This is a genomic window from Proteus sp. G2626 (genome assembly GCF_009915985.1).
GTDB lineage: Bacteria > Pseudomonadota > Gammaproteobacteria > Enterobacterales > Enterobacteriaceae > Proteus > Proteus vulgaris.
The window spans coordinates 230,431-252,702 of record NZ_JAABNH010000007.1; the positions used below are offsets into that span (position 1 = coordinate 230,431).

At 39.6% G+C, this 22,272-nt stretch carries 21 protein-coding genes; 1 reads left to right on the plus strand and 20 read right to left on the minus strand.

What is annotated here, in order from left to right; genetic code table 11:
* Window position 1: 1 nt before the first annotated feature.
* From GWJ05_RS03495 to efp, 19 genes are all read right to left on the minus strand, one after another.
* Window positions 2–805 (minus strand): ATP-binding cassette domain-containing protein, encoded by an 804-nt coding sequence (locus tag GWJ05_RS03495; RefSeq protein ID WP_036934316.1) that lies wholly within the window; start codon window positions 803–805, stop codon window positions 2–4.
* Window positions 799–1,611 carry an ABC transporter permease gene (locus GWJ05_RS03500; RefSeq protein WP_036934317.1) on the minus strand — a complete coding sequence of 271 codons (813 nt, stop codon included), beginning with the start codon at window positions 1,609–1,611 and terminating at the stop codon, window positions 799–801. Before GWJ05_RS03500 ends, GWJ05_RS03495 begins: the two co-directional genes overlap by 7 nt.
* Window positions 1,608–2,591, minus strand: a complete 984-nt coding sequence (locus GWJ05_RS03505) for an ABC transporter permease (RefSeq protein ID WP_072024192.1) — start codon at window positions 2,589–2,591, stop codon at window positions 1,608–1,610. The genes GWJ05_RS03500 and GWJ05_RS03505 overlap by 4 nt, the downstream gene beginning before the upstream one ends.
* A complete protein-coding gene (locus GWJ05_RS03510) occupies window positions 2,576–4,159 on the minus strand; it encodes an ABC transporter substrate-binding protein (RefSeq protein ID WP_036934321.1) in 1,584 nt (527 codons plus the stop codon). The genes GWJ05_RS03505 and GWJ05_RS03510 overlap by 16 nt, the downstream gene beginning before the upstream one ends.
* 403 nt (window positions 4,160–4,562) lie before the next feature.
* Window positions 4,563–5,552 carry a glycosyltransferase gene (locus tag GWJ05_RS03515; RefSeq protein ID WP_036934322.1) on the minus strand — a complete coding sequence of 330 codons (990 nt, stop codon included), beginning with the start codon at window positions 5,550–5,552 and terminating at the stop codon, window positions 4,563–4,565.
* Between the two features lie 432 nt (window positions 5,553–5,984).
* Window positions 5,985–6,485: a hydrogenase maturation peptidase HycI gene (hycI, locus tag GWJ05_RS03520; RefSeq protein WP_036934324.1), complete on the minus strand. Its 501-nt coding sequence runs from the start codon at window positions 6,483–6,485 to the stop codon at window positions 5,985–5,987.
* A complete protein-coding gene (locus GWJ05_RS03525) occupies window positions 6,482–6,892 on the minus strand; it encodes a formate hydrogenlyase maturation HycH family protein (protein ID WP_036934325.1) in 411 nt (136 codons plus the stop codon). The genes hycI and GWJ05_RS03525 overlap by 4 nt, the downstream gene beginning before the upstream one ends.
* Window positions 6,885–7,667 carry an NADH-quinone oxidoreductase subunit B family protein gene (locus GWJ05_RS03530; protein ID WP_103005111.1) on the minus strand — a complete coding sequence of 261 codons (783 nt, stop codon included), beginning with the start codon at window positions 7,665–7,667 and terminating at the stop codon, window positions 6,885–6,887. The genes GWJ05_RS03525 and GWJ05_RS03530 overlap by 8 nt, the downstream gene beginning before the upstream one ends.
* The gene (gene hyfH, locus GWJ05_RS03535) at window positions 7,664–8,218 is read right to left on the minus strand and encodes a hydrogenase 4 subunit H (protein WP_115370674.1); all 555 of its coding nucleotides are present in this window, start codon (window positions 8,216–8,218) and stop codon (window positions 7,664–7,666) included. Before hyfH ends, GWJ05_RS03530 begins: the two co-directional genes overlap by 4 nt.
* A gap of 11 nt (window positions 8,219–8,229) precedes the next feature.
* Complete coding sequence (locus GWJ05_RS03540; protein ID WP_036934330.1) at window positions 8,230–9,963, minus strand: hydrogenase large subunit; 1,734 nt, start codon at window positions 9,961–9,963, stop codon at window positions 8,230–8,232.
* Between the two features lies 1 nt (window position 9,964).
* The gene (locus GWJ05_RS03545) at window positions 9,965–11,533 is read right to left on the minus strand and encodes a hydrogenase 4 subunit F (protein ID WP_036934331.1); all 1,569 of its coding nucleotides are present in this window, start codon (window positions 11,531–11,533) and stop codon (window positions 9,965–9,967) included.
* Window positions 11,534–11,537: 4 nt separating this feature from the next.
* Window positions 11,538–12,188, minus strand: a complete 651-nt coding sequence (hyfE, locus tag GWJ05_RS03550; RefSeq protein ID WP_036934333.1) for a hydrogenase 4 membrane subunit — start codon at window positions 12,186–12,188, stop codon at window positions 11,538–11,540.
* Window positions 12,189–12,200: 12 nt separating this feature from the next.
* On the minus strand, window positions 12,201–13,652 hold the full coding sequence (locus GWJ05_RS03555; protein WP_036934335.1) for a hydrogenase 4 subunit D: 1,452 nt from the start codon (window positions 13,650–13,652) through the stop codon (window positions 12,201–12,203).
* A gap of 6 nt (window positions 13,653–13,658) precedes the next feature.
* The gene (locus tag GWJ05_RS03560) at window positions 13,659–14,609 is read right to left on the minus strand and encodes a respiratory chain complex I subunit 1 family protein (RefSeq protein ID WP_036934336.1); all 951 of its coding nucleotides are present in this window, start codon (window positions 14,607–14,609) and stop codon (window positions 13,659–13,661) included.
* A 12-nt stretch (window positions 14,610–14,621) separates the two neighbouring features.
* Window positions 14,622–16,637, minus strand: coding sequence for a hydrogenase 4 subunit B (gene hyfB / locus GWJ05_RS03565; RefSeq protein ID WP_087803371.1), 2,016 nt, complete (start codon window positions 16,635–16,637; stop codon window positions 14,622–14,624).
* Between the two features lies 1 nt (window position 16,638).
* Entirely contained in the window at window positions 16,639–17,259 is a 621-nt protein-coding gene (locus GWJ05_RS03570; protein ID WP_036934340.1) for a 4Fe-4S dicluster domain-containing protein, read from the minus strand.
* A gap of 321 nt (window positions 17,260–17,580) precedes the next feature.
* Window positions 17,581–18,477: a pirin family protein gene (locus GWJ05_RS03575; RefSeq protein WP_036934342.1), complete on the minus strand. Its 897-nt coding sequence runs from the start codon at window positions 18,475–18,477 to the stop codon at window positions 17,581–17,583.
* 160 nt (window positions 18,478–18,637) lie between these two features.
* Window positions 18,638–19,114 (minus strand): RpiB/LacA/LacB family sugar-phosphate isomerase, encoded by a 477-nt coding sequence (locus GWJ05_RS03580; protein WP_036934344.1) that lies wholly within the window; start codon window positions 19,112–19,114, stop codon window positions 18,638–18,640.
* A gap of 718 nt (window positions 19,115–19,832) precedes the next feature.
* Window positions 19,833–20,399 carry an elongation factor P gene (efp, locus tag GWJ05_RS03585; RefSeq protein WP_036934346.1) on the minus strand — a complete coding sequence of 189 codons (567 nt, stop codon included), beginning with the start codon at window positions 20,397–20,399 and terminating at the stop codon, window positions 19,833–19,835.
* A 44-nt stretch (window positions 20,400–20,443) separates the two neighbouring features.
* Between efp and epmB the strand changes: the two genes are divergently transcribed.
* On the plus strand, window positions 20,444–21,472 hold the full coding sequence (gene epmB, locus GWJ05_RS03590) for an EF-P beta-lysylation protein EpmB (RefSeq protein ID WP_036934348.1): 1,029 nt from the start codon (window positions 20,444–20,446) through the stop codon (window positions 21,470–21,472).
* 106 nt (window positions 21,473–21,578) lie between these two features.
* Here epmB and GWJ05_RS03595 read toward each other — a convergent pair whose 3' ends face one another.
* The gene (locus tag GWJ05_RS03595; RefSeq protein WP_036934351.1) at window positions 21,579–21,920 is read right to left on the minus strand and encodes a DUF4156 domain-containing protein; all 342 of its coding nucleotides are present in this window, start codon (window positions 21,918–21,920) and stop codon (window positions 21,579–21,581) included.
* Between the last annotated feature and the right edge of the window lie 352 nt (window positions 21,921–22,272).

Sequence of the window (22,272 nt, forward strand, 5' to 3'; positions counted from 1 at the left end):
CTCAATATGATAATGGATTCAGTGATGTTTCTGTTTGACTTAGAAATTGTTGTTCAGGTAATGCATTCCAGAGTGCTTTTAACCATTCGCTACCTTCATGACGATTAAGCATTGTGGCAGGGATAACTTCATTAACCTCACCTTGATTGAGTACAGCTATCGTATCTGCGAAACGTGCGGCAAGAGCTAAGTCATGTGTTACCCAAAGTACAGATTTACCCTGATTACATAATTCTCTTAAGTGCCCTAATAATAGACATGCGTGCTCATCATCAAGCCATGAGGTAATTTCATCAGCCAAAATATATTGTGCGTTAGAGAGTGTTGCGTTACAGGCTAATACGCGTTTTGCCATCCCCCCTGAAAGTTTAGCTGGGTATGTTTTCACTAACGAGCCTGAAAGGTGATAAAGCCCCAATTGCTGCACAATATCATCCGATGTCACTTCAGCACCGCTTAAATGCGCTGAGCGACTTAATTGTTCACCGATACAAATTAAAGGATTAAGTGCTGTCACTCCCTGAGGAATATAGCAAAAAGTATTTCCTCGATAAGCAATAAGTTCTCGTTCACTTAATGTATGCCCATTCAGTTTAATCGAGCCACGAACTCGCATATTAGCAGGCAAAAGTCCCAATGCACTTTGAAGTAATAAACTTTTACCTTCGCCACTTCCCCCCACTAATGCCAACATTTTACCCGGTTTAATATCCAGAGAAATTGATTTTAGCAACGGTTGCCAATTTCGTTTTCCCAACCACCGAAATTGGGCAATATCAATGGAAAGCTGCTCAAAACTTAACATCCTGCCCCTCTTAACCACAATTGTTGCATTGCCTTAGCAAATTGATCGAAGATCAACACTAAGCACATCAAAATAAGTCCCGGAAACACAACCATCCACCAAGAGCCGGTACTTAAATAACGTAATGCGTCAGATAACAGTAAACCTAAAGAAGGCTCATGAGCAGCTTGCCCAAAGCCTAAAAAACTTAACGCCGCACTATGTAATACCGCGTGAGGAAACATCAATAACGTTCCCACAATCCACTGCGGTAATAACATTGGAATGTAGTGTTTTTTTACACATTCAAAAGGTGAATTACCAATACGACGCGATAACATCACATAATCGGCCTCCCGAATACGTTGAATTTCGCCACGTAAAATCAACGCAAGTTTAGGCCAATGAGTTAATGCCACTGCCAGAATCACTCCTTGTTGCCCGCCCCCTAAGGTAAAGCAGATTAAAATCAATAGTAATAAATGAGGTAATGCTAAAAGCGCATCAACAACCCCTCTGACCAGAAAATCACAATAACGATTAATCGAGGAAATACCTGCAAACAACAGAGCAATAGCACCACTGACAATCGCACTTGTCACACCGATATTTAAACTGCTTAACATTCCTTGAAAACAACGTAACCACAAAGAGCGCCCCAAATTATCAGTACCGAACCAATATTGATCTGATGGAGCCTGATTTCTAGCCAAAAAATCCATTACGATATCAGTATGAGAAACAGAAAAGCCATACGTAACTAACCCAATTAATGCAAGGGAGACTAATAAAAGTCGTAACAAAGGCCTATTCGGATCGTAAATCATGAGTCTCGTAAAATTCCTTTATTAATACGTCGTAATAGTGTGTTAGAAATACTATTACCAAAGAAAATTAAAATAGTACTAAAAACAACAATCCCCATTAATAAGGGAATATCGCCTCGTAATCCTGCATCAACAGTAGCCTGCCCTAAGCCGGGATAAGCAAATACTTTTTCAGCCAAAAGAGAGCCACCAAGTAATTCACCAATTGATGCAAACTGTAAGCAAAGTGCGGGTGTAATGGCATGACGTAGAACATGAAATAGCATCATAGCCCAACCTTTATCACCTTGAGCCTTAGCAAAATGAATAAATTCACTGCCCATCACTTCAGCAACTTTTGCACGAGTATGCAGTGCGATATTCCCTGTGCCTAATAATCCAAGGGCTATCATTGGTAAGATAAGATGGGAAAAACGCTGACTTAATGTTGCTGTTTCTGCACTACTTCCCATCGGCCATGCACAACAAATTGGTGCCCAATGCAAAGTGACAGAAAACAACGATAACAGAAGCAATCCTACCCAGAATGTCGGTAACGAAGCTAATAAATAAGAGAGAGTAGAAATAATTCTATCCGGCCAACGATTAAGATATCGACCTGCGACTAATCCCATGACCACGCCAATCACACCAGAGAAGACCCAAGCTGAAAAAAGTAAAATAAAAGAAGGCCCTACACGCTCGCGAATAACCTCAATAACAGGCATGTTATACAACATAGAATAGCCAAAATCGCCTTGAATAATTTGACTAAACCAAAACCAAAACCGCATCCATAAAGGCTGATCAAGCCCCCAACGAGCTGCAATTAAAGGGTATTGCTCAGGAGGGACATTCAGTAAATCACTGCCGATATAAGCCTTAATAGGATCTATTGGTGAAAAACTTAATAAAATAAAAACACCTGCTGTTGTCACCAACAGCAGGCAAAATAATCGCAGGAAAAAACCTGCACTGTGACGTATTACTGACAAGTCCACTTCCAAGTATCTACGCTATTTAATAATGACCATGAACCATGAATTTCAGGCGTTCCTGTTCCCAGATCAACACAGGGGTTCGTCAGGTAAGTATGTTGCACATTCATCAACCAAGCCCAAGCGGCATCACCTTTTACACCCACGCCGTTTTTCCCATCCCATTCTACTGCTTTCCAATGAGGAACTGCTTCTTGCCATGTATGGGCATCCAGCGCAGCTTGTAGGTGTTTTTCGACTTCAGGATTTTTGTAATAACCTGGATTATAATAACCAACGCCAGCAGCATTAGCACTGTAGTGATGATATAGTTCCATAGGATCAAGACTGCCCCAGCCAAATAAAGTCGGATTTGAGTGCATATAACGTTCTACTGTATCCCAACTTCCTGATTTAAGATCCATTTGAATACCAAGAGGTTGCACTAGCGCACGAATTGACTCAGCTAAATCGCGACGAGTTGCATCACCGCTGGTATACCACAGGGTTAATTTAGCTTCTAAACCATCTTTTTCACGAATGCCGTTTTTATTGGGTTTCCAACCTGCATCTTCAAGAATTTGCTTGGCTTTTTCAACATCACCATCTTTAAAGGCTGCATCTGTTTGATCCCAAGGTAAACCTTTCACTCCGGTATACGCAGGAATAGCATAACCATCAAGCACTTGCTCTGATAATAATTTACGGTCAAGGGCGTAGTTAATGGCTTTTCGAATGGCGATATCTGCGGTGATATCATTACCAATATCATAGCCTTGCGCATTCTTTTCACCTGATTTTACCATTGGAAAAACAATACCGCGGTTTTCAACACTCGGTCTTTCCCATAATTTGGTATTTGGTAAATTCTTAGCCATTGCCGCCGTTGCTGGTGGGATACGCACAATCCCTAGCTGTCCACTTTGAGCAGCAGCAAAAGCGGCATCTTCATCAAGGAAAACGAAAATGAGTTTTTCAAAATCGTTTTTCTGCCCGGCATAATAAGGGTTAGCTTCAACTATTAATTGCTGACCGGGTTGGAAACTGACCATGCGATAAGGACCAGCACCAATTGGTTTTTGTGCATAGGTTTTTTCATCATACTTATCTGCAGAAACAATACCTAAAGAGCCAAGTACGTTCACAAACGTACTTTGTGGTGCTTTTAAGGTAATAGTGACATGTAAATCATCATCTGCTTTTGCAGAAAGAAAATTCCCCATATCTACTTTACCGCCACTTGCAGCCGCATTGTTATAAGTAAATACGATATCTTTTGCTGTGATAGGTAGACCATCAGAGAATTTTAAATCAGGCTTTAACGTTAATTTCCATGTTTTACCATCTTCACTTGGCTGATAGTCACTTAACATATTGCTATACCAAGAGAGATCCGCATTTTGCTTTAATAATGGGCTATGAAGAAGTAAATAGCTCCCATGACTCCACCCCAGCATGGGATCAAAACCTTCTGTGGGTTCTTCACCAATAGCCAATTTCAGCGTTTGAGCGGATGTTGCAAAAGGGATACTAAGTGCGGCTAAGCAAGTTAAGGTTACTAATGATTGCCGCCAACCAAACCGAATAGACATAAAAACATTCTCCGATTTTTTAGATACGACTTATCACCAGTCTCTAATCCCATAAGAAAAGAGGCTGAAATAAGATAAATAACAATGATGATTACGATGCTCAGCAATTGTTGCAGATAAAGAATAAATCAGTGGCATCATAATAAATTTTTTTATTCAACTACTCGAATAATATTCGACAGTTTATTGATTTTACATAAACTTTTATTAAGCAATAATACTCATTATGACAAACTTCTAGCGAGTGCACAGTATTTTTCTAATAAATAAGTTATATATTTACCATTGAATTTATCAGTGAGCGTAAAACGAAATAAAGTGACTTTTTAACGAAATTAAATTATTTCATTTTATTTAATATACAATGAAAATAAAAAAGGCACATTATTGTGCCCTCCTACGATTAGGAATTTAATATTTTCTTTAATTTAAAATAGCGCCGCCCTAAACGCCAACGTAATCTAAAATTTTTCGCATTTTTCCAAATTAATAACCATATTCCTCTATCAAAAAACTCTTTAACTATTTGTTTTTTAACTTCAATAGATTGAATAGAATTGATTGAATGAATAATCCCCAAACCTTCTTTTGCGATTTGCCAATAACATGCATTGATATTTTTCGCGACTTCCTTATGCTTTTGATTAATAGCATCAAGCATCTCTAATATTTTCATGTAATTACGAATTGTTCGAACATGAATAGTATCATTAGGTGTCGTATGAGAAATGGATTCAGAATGAATAAAGTAGTCATAGTAACGCTCATCAATATATTTAACACGCTTCGCTGTTAATAATACTTCTGTTGTCCATGGAATATCTTGATGATGTAAGCCAGGTTCAAAATAATAACCATGAGCAAGTAGAAATTCACGTCGATACATATTTAACCAAGTTACATGTAAGAATTTCTTAGAATTTAATGCCATTTTTAGCCATTGTGGCCCCGTTAAAACATCGGTTGAATGTAATCGACTAGATGGGAATATAGGACGAGAAGGACGTCCATCGGCATAAACATAATTACCATTACAAGTTAAAATATCTAAATCATCATTTTTAGCAATATTAAGCATTCTATCGTACATATTAGAATGAATTACATCATCAATATCAGGAAAAACAATATATTGTCCTTTAGAAATATTAAATCCTATATTACGTGCAACAGAAACACCTTGGTTTTCCTGATCAATAATAGTGACATTAGGAAATCTGTCTTTCCACTCTTGTAAGATTTTAAGTGAGTTATCTTTAGAACCATCGTTAACTAAAATAAGTTCCCAATCATCCAATTTAATAGACTTTAACCCATTGAAAAATTGATATAAAAATTTCTCTCCATTATAAATGGCAACCACAATACTCAGTTGAGGTATAGAAGAAAACATAACCCACCTTTTATATTCTTAGCAAAGAAAAGAAGCTTCCTCCTAAATAGTTAGTCTTTAAAATTAAAAAAAAAGTAATGAAATACTAAACTAGTATTCATTAATTCTTAATAAAAAATTAATTTTCAACTAACTAAAAGTGGAATTTGTATTTAATCAAGATAAGTATAATTAACTTCTTTTAATCTCTTATGAAGAAAGGGTTAAGGTGGTTTGTTTTTTAAAAGAAATAACTAAAGGAAAAATTAAGGTTAGCACATAAAAAGCATGTTATTAGCGCTATAACTTTATTTATTAATGAGTAATATAAGTATTATTAACACTCATTTTTATAGCTAATGAACAGTATCGGTGTCATTAACGAAAAACATCCGCAAAGCGGATGTTTTAGTTTTTATTTATATCTATAATTTTTGGATACTTGTTCTATTTTTATTCTTCGATATCTTCTTCATCACAAACTTCAAGTTCAGGAAAGTAATCAATTCGCCAAGACTTGATCCCTTGATAAACTTCATCAACAGCATTTTTGACCGCCTCGGTCATTGGGTAGTAAAAACCGACTAAATCGGGTTGGATCCCTAAAAAAGTGATATCAGGAATATCATCTTTTAATTGATCGATAAGAAAATTCAGCGGCATATTATGGGTGCTCATAATAAACATTTCCGCTATATAATCAGGGTCTATCACCCTAATTTCGCCGGGATTTAAACCAATATCAGCAGCATCAACAATGACAACACATTGAGGTTGTAACGCTCTTACTTGATAAGAGACATTTTCAGGCGCGCTTCCCCCATTAATCACAATCCATCCCTCAATGGGATCAGCTTCCATTAACTCTGCAAGCAGAGGGCCAGCTCCATCATCGCCCATCATGCTGTTACCGACCGTTAATACCACTTTAGGTGCTGTCATTGTGTTACTCATGGTTTTCTCTTTACAATCAAATAAATCGCAGGTTCTGCGTAGATCTCACCCAATAATTTAATTAGTGTTTGACTCCATTCACTAAAAATAGGATCGTCATTTTTAGTGAGAGGATCGAATGCCAATGCTAACAAGTGAGTATGTTCTGAATTAATATTGATTTCGCCAAATGTTAGTAATCCCTGCATTTTGCGCTTGGCTTCACCTTCAGGTAATAAATCAATCCACGCTTTATATTTTTCTAAAGGGCAAACTAATTCCGTTTTTAAACAGTCAATCATTCCCACATGGTGGCCAATTGCGAGTGAATAGTACATTACCTGTTGCGCTTGTTCAGGAATATCATCATCGCTATCAACAAACTTTTGTCTTAATGACCAAAAATAAACTTTAGCGTCATCAGGCATAAATTCCTCCTTGGCTTAATGAATAGACCAGACGTTTTACAATCTCTGATAAACGAGGATCGTTAGCTTGTCTCAACCATGCATCAACACGACCACTCACTTCTTGAATAGTGGCGCCTTCTAATAAGGTGAGGAAATGATCACTGATTTGTCTTCCTTGATAATAGCCAGCTAAACGACGTGCTTCACGCTCAATCATCACTCTAGCATCTAAAGGAATAGAAGGCAGAATTAGAGACGCTTTTTCATTCTCTATTTCAATGTGCGATTCGCCTTTTAATTTTTGGTCTAACAAACCCAGTGCAACAGCAAATCCATAAATCGTCGCCGCAGGTGTCGGAGGGCAACCGGGGATCCACACATCAATAGGCACGATAGATTCGCTACCACCCCATACACAATAGAGATCGTGGAAAATACCGCCACCACAGCCACAAGCGCCATAAGAGATACAGATTTTTGGATCTGGCGCTGATTCATAAGCACGTAATGCAGGAACACGCATCTGGCGCGTGACTGCGCCAGTAAATAATAAAATATCAGCATGACGAGGTGAGGCTACCACTTTGATACCAAAACGTTCAGCATCAAAAACCGGTGTAATTGCGGAGAAAATTTCAATCTCACAACCATTACAACCACCACAGTCAACACGATAAACATAAGCTGAACGCTGAATATCTTTCAACAATGTTTGTTTTAGCTTTTGCACCTGATCATCAAGGGTGATCGGTTGGCTAACATGATGATTAATGGGAATTTCTGGTAGACTCATTTTATTGTACTCCCGATCTCGCCCATACTAATATTTTCACGGCCATCAGATAACAAGTTATGTTTACGCTTACATTCAGGGCAGGTTTCAAATTGCGGTCGCATCGCTTCCACGGTATTTTCATCCCAACCAGATTGCACTAATAACGCCATCGCATATTCAACGGATTTTTTAGGGGTAAATGGCTGATGACACTCACGGCAATTCAATAACTTAAACGTTCCTTTAATATAAAGGTCTGATTTTTTCGTCACCGCCGTTTCAAACATATCCGATAAAACAATCGCTCTTGTTGGGCAAACTTCTTCACAACGACCACAGTAAATACAGCGACCAATAAACAGTTGCCAGTGACGCTCACCTGTTTCTAAATTGGTTTCCATAGTTAATGCATTAGCAGGACAAGCCACAGTACAAGCACCACAAACAATACACTGCTGTGGATCATATTCAGGCTTTCCTCTAAAGCCATCGGGTAAATCCAAAGGCTTAAACGGATATTTGGTCGTTGCTTCGCCTGTTTTGATTATGGTTTTAAACAATTTTAACATCGTTCATTCCCTCACTTGAGCGGCGAATTTTTACGTTCGATGCTATAACGTTCAATTTCTTTATAAGAAACTGTTTTCGATTTACGTTTTTTCACATCGACGAGCGTTACCCTGTCAGTACAGGAATAGCAAGGGTCAAGGCTACCGATAATCAATGGCGCATCGGATACGGTATTTCCTTGCAACATATAACGTAATACAGGCCAGTTAGCATAAGTCGCCGCACGGCAACGCCAGCGGAATAATTTTTGGTTATCGCCCAACATACTCCAATGAACATCCTCACCGCGGGGTGCTTCGGTAAAGCCCAATGCAAATTTATAAGGTTGATAAGTGAAGCCTTCCGTTAATAACGGGCCTTCTGGCAGATTATCTAAGGCATATTCAATCATAGCCATTGAATCCAAGACTTCTTTAATACGAACCATCACACGGGAGAATACGTCGCCACCTTCATAACTAAAGAGAGTCAGTGGAAGATTGCCATAATCGGCAAATGGATGGTCAAAACGCACATCACGTTTAAAGCCACTCGCTCTGATCATAGGACCTACAGGACTAAAATCACGGGCAACCTTTTTGTCTAAAATACCCACACCAACAGTACGCTGTTCCATATTAGGCGCAGTGAGAAGAACATCAACAAGTTCAGTAACTTCACGACGCATTTCTCTTATTAATTGAATGGTTTTAAGGCGCTGATCTTTTAAGATATCGCGACGAATACCACCAATTAAGTTCAAGCCATACGTTTTACGTGCACCAGTGAGCATTTCTGCAATCTGCATTGATTTTTCACGAATGCGGAAAAACTGCATAAAACCAGTATCAAACCCCGTAAAGTGACTGGCTAAACCAATATTTAATAAATGACTATGAAGGCGTTCAACTTCTAATAAGATTGAACGAATGGTATGCGCACGACGAGGCACTTCAATGCCTAACGCATTTTCAACAGAAGTCACATATGCCACGCTATGTGTAAAACCACAAATCCCACACACGCGGTCTGATAAGAATGTCACTTCGTTATAACCCATACGGGTTTCAGCCAGTTTTTCCATACCCCGGTGAACATAGAACATGCGGTAATCAGCATCGACAATATTTTCACCGTCGACGAATAAACGGAAGTGCCCAGGTTCGTCTGAGGTAATGTGCATTGGGCCAATAGGTACTACGCGCGCATCTTGCTTACCGTCATTCACAAACGGGTAAGTCTCCGTTTCTGTCGTTGGTGCTGGACGTTGACGATAATCCATTGCATCTTTACGCAGTGGATACATCTCTTCAGGCCAGTCATCTGGAAGCACTAAACGGCGCTCATCAGGTAAACCTACAGGAATGAGTCCATACATATCACGAATTTCACGCTCCCCCCAAACAGCGGCAGGTACACGTGGTGTTACTGATGGAAATTCTAACGTGATTGGACTGACATGGGCTTTAACCACAACCCAGCATTTTTCACCCTCTTCCATTGATAATGCGTAATAAACGGCATAATCCCCATTTAAACTACGCTCATCATTGCCAAATAAAACAGGTAACCAACCCCCTAAACCGTAATATAGATACTCCACCACTTCAGGAAGTGATCCCGTTTTTACTGTTATCGTCAATTGATCAGCAGTTTGTCGCTCTTCATCAAGGACAGCTGATGGGAATTTCTCTCGAACTTTGGCAACATAATCTGCACCCAGTTCTTTTCCCTCTTTTCTACTGACATAATTTTGGTAGCTCACGTTACATCTCCTGAACTGATGTGGATTGATTGCTGATTAAAGTTGTTGGCCATGCATAAGTTGGTGACTCATTTTTATCGAGATTCATCACGATATTAGCGGCATTTTCTAACAGCTCGCTGACAGGTTTAGGAATATGAGTTCCCATTAACAGCATAAGGGCAATCAAAATGACCATTGGTAATGTGGTTAAAATCCCCAGCTCACCTTTAGCAACAACATCAGGTTTTGGACCAAAAACAGTTTTAGCCACCATACGAACTAAACCACCTAATACTATGGTTAGTAACAATAATAGTAGAATAGTTAAACCGATGTGTTGAGAAGCTAAACCTGCCACAACAATCATAAACTCACTGATAAAGACGTTGAATGGAGGCATGCCCCCTAACGCTAACGCACCACCAGCAAAAAGGGCTGCACTTAATGGCATCACTTTAAACATGCCTTTCACGACATTTAAATCACGCGTACCGTATTTCAATAACACGTTACCAGAGCCACAGAACAACAGCGCTTTCGCTAAACTGTGGTTTAAGGTGTGAAATAAAGCAGCCAAAATACCGATTGGTCCGCCAATCCCTAACGCGACGGCGATTAATCCCATGTTTTCCACACTGGAATACGCTAAAAGACGCTTCATATCGCGCTGAATAAGAATAAAGAACGCCGCAATAGCCACAGAGAGGAAGCCAAAAATTAACAGTAAGTTACGAGTGAACTCGGTGCCAATAGCCGCATCAATAATGATGTAGTAACGAATGATGATTAATAGTGCACAATTCAGTAACACCGCCGATAACAGCGCACTGACAGGGCTTGGTGCTTCACTGTGCGCATCGGGCAACCAAGCATGCATAGGGAATAACCCTGTTTTGGTACCAAAACCGATTAAAATAAAGACAAAAGCTAAATGCATCAGTGTTGGATCTAACTGGTCTGTATATTTCAACACTTCAGTCCAGAAGATAGCCTGATCTGGATCAGGCATAAAGCTTGCGGCATTGGCATATACCAAAATAGTACCGAAAAGACCAAACGCCACACCCACACTACAAATGATGATGTACTTCCACGCTGCTTCCAGAGAAGAACGTTGACCATAAATTCCGACTAAGAATGCAGAGCTTAGGGTTGTTGCTTCAATGGCCGCCCACATTAAGATCAAGTTATTACTCGTGATTGCTAATAACATGGTGAATAAAAATAGGTGGAAGAATCCATAGTAGTTACACAAAGTGCGTACTGAGATTTCACCCTCATCCACTTCGTGACTCATATAACCAATAGAATAAAGCCCCGTTAAAAAGCCGATAATGCCTAAGATGGATAGGAATAATGCGCCTAGGCTATCAACGTGAACCCAATTAGCAGCAGCCAATATTTCGCCATGAGACATGACATCTGCCACAGTCCCTAACGCAGCGATTAACAATACGGTGATACCAATAGCATGAATACCCGTCACAACAGGACGCGCACCCGCTTTTAATAACGGACTTAGAAACGCCAGTATTGAAAATACCAACGGTGCAAACATTAAAATAGTTAACATGGTTGTTTGGTTCATCTCCTCACCCCTTCAGCGCGGTCAGTTGATCCACGTTCAGTGTGTTGAGCGTGCGGTAAATCTTACGAGCCAACACTGCCATTACAATCACAGCAAAGATGGCGTCAGTGGCGATACCGATTTCGACTAGTTCTGGTGCTCTCCACGCTAATAGTGCCAGTGTTAAGTGAGAGCCGTTTTCCATTAAGCAGTAACCAAAAGCTTGTTTTAGGATATTTCGTTGAGTCACGATACAAAGCAGACCCAACATAAAGTGTCCCAAAGAAACTGCGAGTGCAGGTTTCAAATCGACAACCATTGGTATTTGAATTGGCTCAACCACAAACCAGCTTAGAATGACGATAACAGCCGCCAACAACATTAAGAGTGCAGGGCTAATAACACTGATATTCGCACTAGGATCCGATAACTTACGGAATGCAAATCCTAAAATAAGTGGCACAAGCAGAACTTTAGTAAAGAAGGCGGTAATTGCCCACAGAGTCAGTTGGTGTGCATCTAACGTATTGGCCAAGGTGACAAAAATCATCACCAAGACGAAAGATTGCAATGCATAGAACCAACAAGAAGCAATCGGCTTTTTCGCGCCAATGACCAATAGCGAAGTTATCATCATTAACCCCGCCAAATTGTTTACGATAAGTGCTCCAGTCATGATTTATCTCCCTTATCCTAGCCAAGTGACTGCGATAACACTGGATGCAAAGGACATAATAATCAGTATTCCAATGACAATTTGCATTGCCATAGGAACTGGCTGTCCTTCCTCAACCTCTTTACTGAGTTTGCCCGGCACAACACGACCAAACCAGTAGATAAACCAAGTGAAGCTAGCCACAGATTCAATCAACACTAGCACCATAATTGGTGTCATCACCCAGAAAATACTCGACAATTCAAAGCCTGCGGCAAAAATTGGGAATTTACTAAAGAAGCCATTAAGTGGTGGAACACCTGCAATTGCCAGCGCAGCAACACAAAAACCCACGCCCAATAATGGATATTTATTAATTAGCCCTTTTAAGCGAGGCAACATACGAGTACCACAGCTATAACTCAACGCACCCGCAACTAAGAAGAACAAGCTTTTAGCGAAGGCATGGTTAAAGATATAAGCAATACCGCCTTCAAACGCTTCGCGTGGTCCAAAGATAGAGATAGATAATGCGAGAAAGATATAAGAGAGCTGAGTAATCGTTGACCATGCTAATAGGCGTTTCATATCTTTTTGTGGCAGATACATCATAAAGCCATAAATCAGCGTGATTACTGCCATGGTAATACCTACCCATCCAATAAGATGAGGAACATCACCATCTGCTGACATAATTGCACGAGCAAAGATATAAACACCGACTTTCACCATTGATGCTGCATGTAAGTAAGCACTTACAGGGGTTGGAGCTTCCATTGCATCAGGTAACCAAGCTTGTAGCGGTAATTGAGCTGATTTCCCCCAAGCCGCAAAGAGAATACCGCCAAACACAATCAGTTTGGTTGGTTCATCTAAGGTTGCAATGGCGGTTAATTCAAATGTACCCGTACTGACAAATAAGGTTGCAGCCGCAAGATAAAGACCGATTGAAGCAACGTGAGTGATCAATAATGCCTTCATTGCTGAGCGGAGTGATTTTTCAGATTGGTAGTAACCGATTAATCCCCAAGAACAACCCCCTGTGATTTCGAAAAACAGGAGTTGGCCCAAGATAGTTGATGAAAGCACTAGACCTGCCATCGCACCAATAAAGATCAGCAGGAAGGCATAATAGCGACGAGTCCCTTCATGAGGATGCTCACGGTTGCCATCAGTCAGATAACCCGTGGAGTATAAACTCACCAGTAATCCTAAGAACACAACAGCGAAAGCAATCAAGGTACTCACACGGTCAATGGTAAAACCAAAGAGTGCAATATCACCATATTGTACTAGCGTAATTGTCGTATCGACTTTACCTTCAGCGAGAAACTGCCAACCTAAAGCAACCGTTCCTAATGTGGCTAATAAAGCGAACAGTGTACATAACCACTTCGCCATCCGATTTGGCATTAAGGACGTAATCAGCGCCCCCGCAAATGGGATGAGTAAGGTCGCAAGAGCTATATTTTCCATTGTAATCATCGCTCCTTATAGACCAGTTAAATAGAAAACAAGAGCCAGTGCTGCAACACCGAATCCTAACCATGTCACATGGTGAGTTAGCAGGAAGCGACCACGCGCTAAACTGTTTTCAACCAATGACGCTAATACAAACACCACTAACAATTTCACCGCCATTAAAACTAACGCTATGATCAGTGCAATGAAGGTGAATTCTGTTGCTTTACCGAAAGGAATAAATATGGCTAAGAACAGTTCAGCTACTACGACTTGTTTTAAGCCAAGACCCAATTTCACCATGGCAAAACCAGAGCCTGAATACTCAGTTAATGGCCCTTCTTGTAACTCTTGTTCAGCTTCAGCAACGTCAAAGGGCATTTTGCCCATTTCGATAAATGCCGCAAAAGCACAAGCTAATAAGGCTAACAATGTGGCTGTAGGTGATACCCAACCTTGAGCCAGTGTTGCACTGATGGTGCCAACGTTGGTTGAACCCACAATCAAAGCCACCACAATCAGTGATAACACTAAAATTGGCTCAACTAACACACCCAGTGTTAATTCACGGCTAGCACCAATACCAGCAAATGGACTTCCTGAATCCAGACCAGATAAAGAGAAGAAGAAACGATAAAGTGCAAACAGATAAATCAGTGCAATAAGATCAGCCGCACCCGCAAACAGTGATGTTGCAGTAAAGACGGGCAGTGCCATAGCAACCACTAACATACTTCCGAGTAACACATACGGCATCACTTGGAAAATCACACCAGATTGCTCAGGCGCTACTGATTGGCGTTTAAATAACTTAAAGATATCTCGATAATCTTGCAAAATTCCAGGGCCTCGACGCGAATGCATCTTGGCACGAATTGTGCGCGAAATACCTGTACATAATGGGGTTATCGCCAGCAAAAAGAGTGCTTGTATTAGTGCGAATATTCCCATCATTAACGTAGGTGCTTCTTGGAAAGTCATAAGTCCCTCTCCTTACGCTGCGATGACTAAAAGCAAGATGACCAGCGCTGCGACAACGTAGAGACAATAGAGTCTGAAATCCCCACCTTGTAGGCATTGGATACGTTTTGCAAAGCGTTGGATACCACGAACCAGAGGATAAATAATGCGTTCATCCCAGAATGGTTCGACCTTTTCAGCACCGAGCTGTGTTTTATTAAAACCACGAGACAGCAATGGAGATGGATCAAGTTGTTTACGCATACGATAAAGTGGTGCAAACATACTACGTAACGCTTGAGTAAAGCCACCTGCTGACACTGCCATGTCTTTTTCCCATACATAACCACACGCCCAAGGATCACCTTTACGACGAAACGCAGGTTGATTGCCTTTCAGGCCGAGATAAATCAGGAATGGGATAAGCGGTAAGGCAATTAATAAAACAAATGTTAATGCTGGAGAGAACATTGCTTGTGATGCGGTATCAGGAACAAGCATTGCGCCTTGAGTCACGGTTAATGCGCTGGTTTCGCTAAGTGACATTGCAATATTTGCAATAATTGGCGCAACAAAAGCAGCCCCCACACCTAACACAACACAGAAAAGTGCTAATAAACCCATTGCAATCGTCATTGGTAAAGGCACTTCTTTCGCTTTTGTTGCTTGTTCGCTACGCGGGCCACCACAGAAACTAACACCATAGACCTTAACGAAACACATTGCCGCTAATGCCCCTGTAATTGCCAACATAATAATGGCAATTGGGCCACTTAAGCGCATTACAAAGTTACCTTCGTAACTCATCGAGAAAAGAGATTGATAGGTATACCATTCACTAACAAAACCATTTAATGGTGGTAACGCTGAAATCGCCATACAACCAATTAGAAAGGCTGTTGCGGTATAAGGCATTAGTTTTGCTAAGCCCCCCATCTTATCCATATCACGAGTGTGAATTTGGTTAATAATGGCACCTGCACCAAGGAATAATAATCCTTTGAACACCGCATGGTTTAATAAGTGATATAAAGCACCTAACAGACCAAGTGCTGCTATAACAGGATGATCAGTTGCCATTCCTACCATGCCAACACCCACACCCATTAAAATGATGCCGATATTTTCAACGGTGTGCCATGCGAGTAAGCGTTTTAAATCATGCTCTGCTAAGGCGTACATAACACCTAATACAGAAGAAACAGCACCAAACCCAAGAACAACAATGCCCCACCACATTTCGGTGGCACCTAATAAATCGATACCGACTTTGATTATCCCAAAGATACCAATTTTAACCATTACACCTGACATTAATGCCGATGCGTGTGAAGGCGCTGCAGGGTGAGCTTTTGGTAACCAACTGTGTAATGGCAACATACCTGCTTTGGCACCAAAACCAAAGAAACCCAGTAAGAACACTACAGAGGCCATTGCAGGTGAAAGAGAGAGTTGACGGAATGAATCAAAATCAAGGCTACCACTTTCACGCCACATCAAGAAGAAGGCAATCATGATTAACACGGAGCCTGCGTGAGCGATAAAGAAGTAAAGTAAACCTGCGTGAATAGATTCGTCATCTTGATCAGCAATCACTAAGAACCAAGAAGCCAGCGACATCATTTCGAATAGGATAATAAAGTAGAACGCATTATCCATCACCACTAAGCCAACCATAGAAGCAATAAACAGATTCATAAAGAATCCCATGCTCCAAGCGCCACGTCCTTTATATTCTTGCACATAAGCAAGAGAATAAAGTGCACATATACTGACCAATAATGAAATAACGAACACCATAAAGGCGCCTAACATATCCATACGTACTACGAAGGCTGCAAATTCAAATGGGCCTGCCGCGGTAAAAGTGGCGATCTCACCACCCAAAATAACCGGTAATGCACTTAAAACACCTAAAACACCGCCGATGATTGCGCTGATCCCTGAAATAAGGATTGCCAACCCTTCCTGTTTCTTTAAAAACAGTGCAATAACGCCACCAACAACATACAGGATGACTGACCACAGCAGTAACTGAAGAGGTTCCATATTACTTCCGCTCCTGTGTCAAAGTAGATAAATCGTCAAGACTTGTGACAGGTTCCATCACAGAATCTAAGCGACGCGTTTTCATCTGCTCTTCAAGTTTGTCTTCTTCAACTAAATGCAATGCATCTGTCGGACACACCTTGACACAAGCAGGACCTTCATCAGAGAAAGCACATAAATCACATTTCACTGCAATAGCACGGACACCCACATTCCATGCAAGAAATGGGTTGGTTGTTGGAAGGCTTGCTGGCACATCCGCCAACATCTCTTCAGGAACAAAATGTTCAAAAACCGCTGGTAAGTTAACGGGCTTACTGCCTGATGGTGTAATTGCCCCAAAGGGACAAACCAAACCACATAACTTACAGCCAATACACAGGCTCTCATTAAGAAAGATCATATTATCTTCATGAGTGATGGCATTGACTGGGCACACGCGAGCACAAGGAGCATCCTCACAGTGCCGACAAAGCATCGGTGCTGTTTGATCCTCCACTTTTACCACTGTAAGACGCGGATGCGCCTGTAACCCCACAGCTTGGTGAACTTCTGAACAAGCTGCCATACAGGTATTACACCCTATGCATCGTTGTGGCTCTGCAATTACAAAGCGATTCATTCGCCACATCCTCCGAGAAAAACGTTTAACAGCATTACTGTCGTCAATTTTTCTTTAGATGAAGCATATTTCATGCCAAGAGAGGTTCTAATTTATTTACGATAAAAATCATTGAGATAGAAATATAAGAAGGGATTAAGAATGACGTATCGACAATAATGACGTTGACAGTAAGTGGTGAGTTATAAACAACAATTTTGTCGTCACTATGATTAGATATCAAAAATAGCGGAGCATAGAGAAAAAAATGGCTGAATTATCTTTAGATAACTCAGCTAAGTTCAAATACGTAATATTAATATTTTCTTTTATAACATAAAATTAAGGCATTAAAGGCGATACCAGTGGTGTTCTTTCATCATTAACCACTTTACCAAAACGTGCACTGCCCGCATTCCAATCGGTGATTGCTTGTTGAATTTCTTCCTTACTACGACCAATAAAATTCCACCACATCAAAATATTTTCCTTTAAAGGTTCACCACCTAAAAAAAGAACTTTAGTATCATCGCTTAATTGAATAACTAACGATGACTCATGTTGTGTACTAATATAAGCAAGTTCATTAGCTGTAAAAATTTCACCTTTAATGGTCATTTCGCCCGTTAAGACAAAAAGTCCATATTCATATTTAGGATTTAATGATAAGGAAATACCCGTAGCATGTTTTGCCATAATATCCATGCCAACCATGGGTAATAAACATAATACGGGAGAGTTGTAGCTTTGATAATCACCGATTAATAACGTGAAGTCAGCGCCATCAGCTTGCCATTTAGGTAGTTCAGGATAGTGATCAAAGCGCGGTGGCATATTTCTTTTATCGTTTGGTAGCACTATCCATAATTGCGCCAGATGGACCTCTTTTTTATCGCCGTGACTATCTTCTGAATGGCTAATACCGAGGCCTGCTGTCATCAAATTAACTTGTTGAGGGCGAATAACTTGCTGAAAACCGAGACTATCGCGATGTAAAACTTCCCCTTCTAACATCCAAGTAAAAGTTTGTAAGCCAATATGGGGATGTGGCGAAATGGCTAATTTATCGATAGAGTCATTAAAAACAGTAGGGCCTAAATGATCAAGAAAACACCAAGGCCCAATTAAACGTTGTTTTTTATCAGGTAAAGCACGATAGGTTTCAATCCCTCCAACATCTCGCATTTTAGAGGTAATACGTAATGGGGCATTTACTGCATCATCGTGTTGATGTTCCACTGTTCACCTACTTTTAATTTCTTGTTGAGTCATAAAAATGCTTTGTTTATTATTTTAATATAGATACTAAATCTTTACCTATTTTATAAGCAAAATATATCACTTAGTAAAAAATAAGCCTGAATATTCAGGCTTATAAAGGTGAGTCATTAAACTTGACTTAATTTTTATAAATTCTCTTTTCTACTTGTTTCATTGAATTTAAGCCAGATTGTAAATCTTCCGGTGTTGCTTCTGAAAAACCGTCTGTAAAGGTTGCTGATAAATAAGCGTCAACCATCATTTTTGCTTTAAATGGGGTAATTAATAATCCTCCCATAGCGAGAATATTACAGTTATTTATAATTTTACAAAAACGAGCACTGGTAACGCTTTCACAGACACCACAATAAACATTTTTATGTTTATTCGCACTGATACTCACCCCCATTCCTGTACCACAGAAAACAAAGCCAATATATTCAGGATGTTCAGAAATAATCGAACCAACTTTATCACCTACATCACAATAGCCAATAGGGCCTAATTCTGTGAGATCTTTTATTGTGTAGTTTTTTTCTGATAAATAAGATTTAATCGTGTTTTTAAGCTCAAATCCTGAAGGATCTGCCCCCATAATAATCATTTTATTTTCCATATAGCCTCCTAAATGAATTTAAGGTCTACGGGTAAATATAAGGCATTGATAACATTAGAATTGAAAAAAAATCAACACCTATTCTTTATATTCAATCTAAATAAAGTATAGATTATAATTCTGTTATCTGTTTTTTAATATGGGAAATTTATAAAAAGAAGAAATAGAAACTTATTCTATATATAAGATCTTCAACCTATGAAATAGGTGATTTTTATTGCAGTATAAATATAGATAATAAAAAAATAAAAGAGATATATCAAAGTAAATGTCTATATAGAAAGGGTTTCCCTAGTACAAAAATATAAAATAAAGATCAATAATATTACAGGATTAATGTTTTTATCTATACTCTTCAATATCTCTTAAAGGAAAGTCAAAATAACTTAAAATAAATATTGCTGTGGATTATCTTTACCAAAATAACCGACACATTCATTCTAAGAAAATGGTTATTTTTTACCAATTCCAATATTGAATATAGCATTCAGTTTTGGCATTCAAATATAATAAAGGGATAAATAAATTAGGCACAAAATAATAACATAGAAAATAAAATAATGTAGTAATACAAATCACTCAGTTTTTTAGAAAGAATATACCGTCTATTATTCAATATTTATCAATTAAAATAAAAAAATACCGCAAATAGTTAACATTATCTGCGGTAATTAATTATTGTACTTGATATTGTAACTCAGTAAAATAATCTATACGATTATTTTACACGTGATACGTATTCACCTGAACGAGTATCAACTTTAATAACTTCACCGATTTGTACAAAAAGTGGAACTTTAACAACAGCCCCTGTACTTAATGTTGCAGGCTTACCACCAGTACCCGCAGTATCACCTTTCAGGCCAGGATCAGTATCAACGATTTCTAATTCAACGAAGTTTGGTGGAATAACAGCAATAGGGCGGTTATCCCACAGTGTTACGATACACTCTGCTTGGTCGATGAGCCATTTAGCATTTTCGCCAACGGCTTTCTCGTCTGCGGCTAATTGTTCAAAGGTTTCGTTATTCATGAAATGCCAGAACTCACCGTCGTTGTATAGGTAAGTTAAGTTGATATCCATGACATCAGCACCTTCTGCTGAATCAGTAGATTTAAATGTTTTTTCCAGTAATTTGTTAGAAATCAGTTTACGCAGACGCACACGAGCAAATGCCTGACCTTTACCTGGTTTAACAAATTCACATTCAGTAATGACGGCTGGCTCGCCATCTAACATGATTTTAAGACCTGAACGAAAATCGTTGGTATTATAAGAAGCCATGAATATCCTCTAACTTTTTTAATTTAAAATGGCATAGCCAAAAAATGGCACACATTGTAACTCATAATCACCCCACCAGAGAAGTCTGGTTAACACAACTCGCGCAGGCAATCAGTGATCCTGTTGAATTACTCCAACTTTTAGCATTGGAACATCACGCTGATCTCCAAAAAGGGGCTCAGGCGCGACGGCTTTTTCCGCTACGGGTTCCCCGTGAATTCGTTGCACGCATGAAAAAAGGCGATCCTAACGATCCATTACTTTTACAAGTATTAACTGCAAATGCTGAATTTACCCTAACACCGGGATTTTCTACGGATCCGTTAGATGAGCAACAAAATGCGGTGCCAGGTTTATTACATAAATATCAGAATCGTGCATTGCTTCTGGTCAAAGGTGGTTGCGCTGTCAATTGTCGCTACTGTTTTCGTCGTCATTTTCCTTACGAAGATAACAAAGGAAACAAAGCGAATTGGCAAAAGGCAATAGAGTATATCAAAAATAACCCAAAACTCGATGAAATCATCTTCTCCGGGGGAGATCCTCTGATGGCAAAAGATGATGAGCTTGATTGGTTAATCACACAATTAGAAGCCATTCCTCATCTTAAACGTTTACGCATCCATTCTCGTTTACCTGTGGTGATTCCTGCTCGTGTCACTGATGTACTATGTCAGCGCTTACAACAATCACGTTTGCAGAATATTATGGTACTGCATACAAATCATGCGAATGAAATTAATGACGTATTACGAGAAGCGTGCTTAAAGCTAAAGAAAGCCAATGTCACTTTATTAAATCAAGGTGTGTTATTGCGAGGTGTTAACGACAACGCTGAAGTTCTCGCAGAATTAAGTCGCGCCCTGTTTGATGCAGGCGTTATGCCTTATTACTTGCATGTTCTAGATAAAGTACAAGGGGCGGCTCACTTTATGGTGCCAGACAGTGAAGCTAGAGAGATTATGAAAGGACTTATGAGCTTAGTATCAGGTTATATGGTACCTAAACTTACTCGTGAAATTGGTGGTGAACCAAGCAAAACATTGTTAGATCTCGGATTACGCCAACAATAATCAATATCGCAGAAACAAAAAAGCTGTAGTTCAATTCATTATGAAGTGACTACAGCTTTTTATTTTCTATTAGTAGACTAATAAATAATGAATAATTTACCTGCCTTTATTGGCATTTATAAACTTGCCCACTCATTTTGCTATCTAATGGTGCAAAGCTATCAACGAAACTGCCTGCGCCAGTACCAACGTTAAAAATAACGTTACCGCCCATTGCCGCTGCTTTATTACGTAAATCATTAGCAGCACCACGCAGTGATTGACTTTCAGTACGGGAACCTGATAACCAGTTATTTTGAACACCTGTCACTGTTCCTAATAATTGGCACTCACTGCCTGGTTGCGTATCAGTGATTTGTACCTGTGAGCCCGCAGTGGTTAATGTGTTTGTTGCAGAACAGCCCGCTAATAACAACGCAGTAGCTCCCAATAACAATTTAATTCGCATGATCCCCTCATTTATTTGAGTGTCCGTTTAGTTACGACAACAATATACCTTGTCATCCCTCTGATGCGCAAAAATAAATCATTATTACTATCTCACATTAGCCAATAGCCTTAAGATATTATTTTCGCTTTACACTTATTTTAACGTACAAATTCGGCTTTGAGATAGACAAAGCAACAATGCATCTATTCTACACCGCTTTTAGGCTTTTAAAACAATCTGACCTATTTTCAGCCTGCACAGTGCGAGAATGAACACATTATTTGTTCATTTTTTTAAAATTGTCAGACAATCAATCCCCTCTGCCGAATAATATTGCCCCAAAAATAAACGTGGTGAAATAAAGAGAAAT

Bases quoted from the DNA above. Each gene is read 5' to 3' on its own strand.
- GWJ05_RS03495 (WP_036934316.1), bottom strand. From the start codon at position 805: ATGTTAAGTTTTGAGCAGCTTTCCATTGATATTGCCCAATTTCGGTGG.
- GWJ05_RS03500 (WP_036934317.1), bottom strand. From the start codon at position 1,611: ATGATTTACGATCCGAATAGGCCTTTGTTACGACTTTTATTAGTCTCC.
- GWJ05_RS03510 (WP_036934321.1), bottom strand. From the start codon at position 4,159: ATGTCTATTCGGTTTGGTTGGCGGCAATCATTAGTAACCTTAACTTGC.
- GWJ05_RS03515 (WP_036934322.1), bottom strand. From the start codon at position 5,552: ATGTTTTCTTCTATACCTCAACTGAGTATTGTGGTTGCCATTTATAAT.
- hycI (WP_036934324.1), bottom strand. From the start codon at position 6,485: ATGAGTAACACAATGACAGCACCTAAAGTGGTATTAACGGTCGGTAAC.
- GWJ05_RS03525 (WP_036934325.1), bottom strand. From the start codon at position 6,892: ATGCCTGATGACGCTAAAGTTTATTTTTGGTCATTAAGACAAAAGTTT.
- GWJ05_RS03530 (WP_103005111.1), bottom strand. From the start codon at position 7,667: ATGAGTCTACCAGAAATTCCCATTAATCATCATGTTAGCCAACCGATC.
- hyfH (WP_115370674.1), bottom strand. From the start codon at position 8,218: ATGTTAAAATTGTTTAAAACCATAATCAAAACAGGCGAAGCAACGACC.
- GWJ05_RS03545 (WP_036934331.1), bottom strand. From the start codon at position 11,533: ATGAACCAAACAACCATGTTAACTATTTTAATGTTTGCACCGTTGGTA.
- hyfE (WP_036934333.1), bottom strand. From the start codon at position 12,188: ATGACTGGAGCACTTATCGTAAACAATTTGGCGGGGTTAATGATGATA.
- GWJ05_RS03555 (WP_036934335.1), bottom strand. From the start codon at position 13,652: ATGATTACAATGGAAAATATAGCTCTTGCGACCTTACTCATCCCATTT.
- GWJ05_RS03560 (WP_036934336.1), bottom strand. From the start codon at position 14,609: ATGACTTTCCAAGAAGCACCTACGTTAATGATGGGAATATTCGCACTA.
- hyfB (WP_087803371.1), bottom strand. From the start codon at position 16,637: ATGGAACCTCTTCAGTTACTGCTGTGGTCAGTCATCCTGTATGTTGTT.
- GWJ05_RS03570 (WP_036934340.1), bottom strand. From the start codon at position 17,259: ATGAATCGCTTTGTAATTGCAGAGCCACAACGATGCATAGGGTGTAAT.
- GWJ05_RS03580 (WP_036934344.1), bottom strand. From the start codon at position 19,114: ATGGAAAATAAAATGATTATTATGGGGGCAGATCCTTCAGGATTTGAG.
- efp (WP_036934346.1), bottom strand. From the start codon at position 20,399: ATGGCTTCTTATAATACCAACGATTTTCGTTCAGGTCTTAAAATCATG.
- epmB (WP_036934348.1), top strand. From the start codon at position 20,444: ATGGCACACATTGTAACTCATAATCACCCCACCAGAGAAGTCTGGTTA.
- GWJ05_RS03595 (WP_036934351.1), bottom strand. From the start codon at position 21,920: ATGCGAATTAAATTGTTATTGGGAGCTACTGCGTTGTTATTAGCGGGC.